This is a genomic window from Bathymodiolus heckerae thiotrophic gill symbiont (assembly GCF_900128515.1).
In the GTDB taxonomy this organism is placed as follows: Bacteria; Pseudomonadota; Gammaproteobacteria; order PS1; family Pseudothioglobaceae; genus Thioglobus_A.
Genome location: NZ_FQTP01000126.1, coordinates 1 through 3114, shown reverse-complemented (window position 1 = coordinate 3114; position 3114 = coordinate 1). Strand labels below are relative to the sequence as shown.

The window sequence follows — 3114 nt, the reverse complement described above, 5'->3', positions numbered from 1 at the left end:
AATGGCAAGAATGCCACTGAGTTGGCTGATAAGACTATTAAAGCGCTAAAGCCAATGTCAAGTAAGATTCATACCATTACCTACGATAATGGCTTAGAATTTGCTGAACATGAGCGTATGGCTAAAGCACTGGATGTGGATGTATATTTTGCTCATCCGTATTCTTCTTGGGAAAGAGGTATTAACGAGAATACTAATGGCTTGATTAGACAGTACTTCCCAAAGGGTACTGACTTTAACAAGGTGACAAATTCACAGATTGAATTTGTCATGAAGCGACTCAACACAAGACCTCGAAAAACACGAGGTGGGAAACAACCAGTTGAGTTATTTTTAGGAAAGGCTGTTGATTTATTAACGGCTTAGGAGAAATTGCACTTAATGTGCGAATTCAAGTGATTTTAAATATGCTTGAGTTGTCATAACCCAAAATAAATTAGGAAAAATTATGATTGTTATGTGTACAAGCTGCGGCGGATTAAATAACATTCCAGAAGAAAAATTAAGCAATAATCCAAATTGTGGAAAATGTAAGAATCCTTTATATAAAGGCGAACCAATTTCAATGACAGGCATCCAGCTGACACGCGCCATTGAGAAAACGGATGAATTATTAGTGGTAGATTTTTGGGCAACTTGGTGTGGTCCTTGTAAGCAGTTCGCCCCAACTTTTAAACAAGCAGCTAGCCAGCTAGAACCAAAAGCACGCTTTATCAAAATTGAAACCGAAGTTGAACAAGCCATTTCTGCAAAATATTCAATTCGCTCAATCCCCACTCTAGTAATGTTTAAAAATGGCAAAGAAATTAATCGCGTTTCAGGCGCTTTAAGCGCTCCAGATTTTACAAACTGGGTAAATCAACATGCATAAATCAAAAAGTAGTCATTTTGATTATTTCCGAATTTTATTAAAAACAAGGGAAAGTCGCCAATTTTAGAGAGATTTTATTAAAAAAGCTGTTTTTGGCTAAATTATTAGGTTTTTAAGGGTTACTTTAGGTAAATCTAAGGATTTTCACCTTGAAAAACACTTATAAGCAATATTTCTGATTTTTTAATCAATTAACCTTAGATAAAATGTCTTTTAATCCTGGTTTATTTTCAAAAATCTCGTCTTTACTTAAACCGTCCATTTCATGTGGAAAGATAAGCCAATCATCGGTTTGATGAATAAAGTAATCGGGCTTAATATCAGTTTTGTTATTATTTGGCTTAAACCAAGGCACGGCAACGCGAATATCATTCGGCGCGTTTTTTCTTGATTTTTCTTGCAGTGTATCAATAATAGCTCTAATACTTCTTCCAGAATCAAACACATCATCAACCAATAACAGCTTGTCTTCTGCATTAATATTACGAACAAGATAGCTCAAACCATGTACTTGCACCTGATCTCGTTGATCATCAATGGTATTGTAAGAAGAGGTTCGAATGGCAATGTGATCGGTTTTATTGCCCAGATAGTCAAGAATTTCTTGAATGGCAATACCTACTGGAGTACCGCCACGCCAAACACCGACAATGAAGTCTGGTTTAAAACCGCTATTGTGAATAGCAACGCCTAGCTTGAAAGAGTCTAGTAGTAACTTATTTGCATCAATATAAACCCTGTCAATGGACATGGACTATAAGAATATAAATTTAGCAATGAATAGTGCACTTACGACATAAACACCTGAGCTTAAAACGGATGCCTGTCCTGTAAATACCTTCATGACCATATATGCGATAAAGCCGAATGCGATACCCTGAACAATTGAAAAAGTGAAAGTCATTATCAGCACTGTAACCAATACTGGAACGGCTTCAGTTAAGTCGGACCAGTCAATTTTTGCAAGGCCTGCAGACATTAGCACAGCTACAAACAATAAGGCAGGTGCAGTAGCATAAGCAGGAACAATTGAAACTAATGGCGCAAAGAATAAAGCGACGAGGAACAAGCCAGCGGCAACAACAGCTGTCAAACCAGTGCGTCCACCTGCACTAATACCAGCACCTGATTCAATAAAGCTTGTTGTTGTAGAAGTTCCCAATGCTGAGCCAATAATAGTGGCCACACTGTCTGCTGTCATCGCTTTTTTCATGTTTGGTAGTTTGCCGTCTTTATCAAGCATATCACCCTGGTGCGCAACCGCAATTAACGTGCCTGAGGTATCAAAAAGATCCACAAAAAGAAAGGCGAAAATAACGCCAATCATGGCCACGTCAAATGCAGCTGCAATATCAAGCTTCATATAAGTCGGCTCTAAAGAAGGTGGCATTGACATGAAGCCATTAAATTCAACCATACCCACTGCTAATGCAATGATAGTAATACCAACAATAGTAATCATTACAGAGCCGATTACTTTACGATAAGCCAAAATAGCAATTGAAAGTAGGCCGAATAAAGTCAACAAAGATTCAGGCTTAGTAACATCACCCAGAGTTACAAATGTTGCTGGATGAGCAACAACCAAACCTGAGTTTTTAAGCGCGATAATCGCTAGAAAAAAACCAATACCCGCGGCAATTGCATAACGCAGCGTCATTGGAATGCTATCAATAACCCATTGTCTAATTTTAAATATACTAATTAATAAGAAAACTAGGCCAGAGAAGAATACCGCACCTAACGCAACCTCCCAAGTATGGCCCATACCCATAACAACACCAAAAGTAAAGAATGCACTTAGGCCAACACCGGGTGCTAGCACAACAGGATAGTTAGCATATAAACCCATGATTAACGACCCAACAATAGCGGCAATAATGGTGGCCGTAAACACGGCACCTTTATCCATACCTGCCATACCCAAAACATCTGGGTTTAAGACAATAATATAAGACATGGTTAAAAAGGTCGTAAGACCTGCAATAACTTCAGTCTTTATAGATGTTCCTCTTTCAGATAATTTAAAAAATTGATCTAACATAATTACCCCCCCGTGAGTATTTTAAATTTGAATGCCAATATACCCTACAACAACAGCGCATGATAAAAAAATGGGTCATGACAACTTAAGCGACTCTTTTCTGAACATTTCAAGCAAAATCTTATAAAGATTTTGCTTGCGATTATTGAATCTAAATTCACATTCTTTCAAGTGTAAATTAAACATATTTTTATTCATT

4 protein-coding genes and 1 pseudogene are annotated in these 3114 nt (G+C 37.5%); 2 read left to right on the top strand and 3 right to left on the bottom strand.

The features are described 5' to 3' along the window. Together BTHERMOSOX_RS09985 and trxC are read left to right on the top strand one after the other, a co-directional pair. Positions 1-366, top strand: a 366-nt coding sequence (locus BTHERMOSOX_RS09985; RefSeq protein WP_138120579.1) for an IS30 family transposase, incomplete at its 5' end; no start/stop codon positions are given. 82 nt (positions 367-448) lie between these two features. Next, a complete protein-coding gene (gene trxC, locus BTHERMOSOX_RS09980) occupies positions 449-871 on the top strand; it encodes a thioredoxin TrxC (protein WP_138121017.1) in 423 nt (140 codons plus the stop codon). Positions 872-1058: 187 nt separating this feature from the next. On the opposite strand, the gene BTHERMOSOX_RS09975 is transcribed toward trxC, so the two are convergent. The 3 genes and pseudogenes from BTHERMOSOX_RS09975 to BTHERMOSOX_RS09965 form a co-directional block, all read right to left on the bottom strand. After that, positions 1059-1622 carry a phosphoribosyltransferase gene (locus BTHERMOSOX_RS09975; protein ID WP_138121016.1) on the bottom strand — a complete coding sequence of 188 codons (564 nt, stop codon included), beginning with the start codon at positions 1620-1622 and terminating at the stop codon, positions 1059-1061. Positions 1623-1625: 3 nt separating this feature from the next. Then, positions 1626-2915, bottom strand: a complete 1290-nt coding sequence (locus BTHERMOSOX_RS09970) for an NCS2 family permease (protein ID WP_138121015.1) — start codon at positions 2913-2915, stop codon at positions 1626-1628. A gap of 75 nt (positions 2916-2990) precedes the next feature. Then, positions 2991-3114 (bottom strand): annotated as a pseudogene (locus BTHERMOSOX_RS09965) (IS1595 family transposase); the annotation flags it as partial.

Coding starts and splice junctions, on each gene's coding strand:
- BTHERMOSOX_RS09970 (WP_138121015.1), bottom strand. CDS start 2,915: ATGTTAGATCAATTTTTTAAATTATCTGAAAGAGGAACATCTATAAAG.
- BTHERMOSOX_RS09975 (WP_138121016.1), bottom strand. CDS start 1,622: ATGTCCATTGACAGGGTTTATATTGATGCAAATAAGTTACTACTAGAC.
- trxC (WP_138121017.1), top strand. CDS start 449: ATGATTGTTATGTGTACAAGCTGCGGCGGATTAAATAACATTCCAGAA.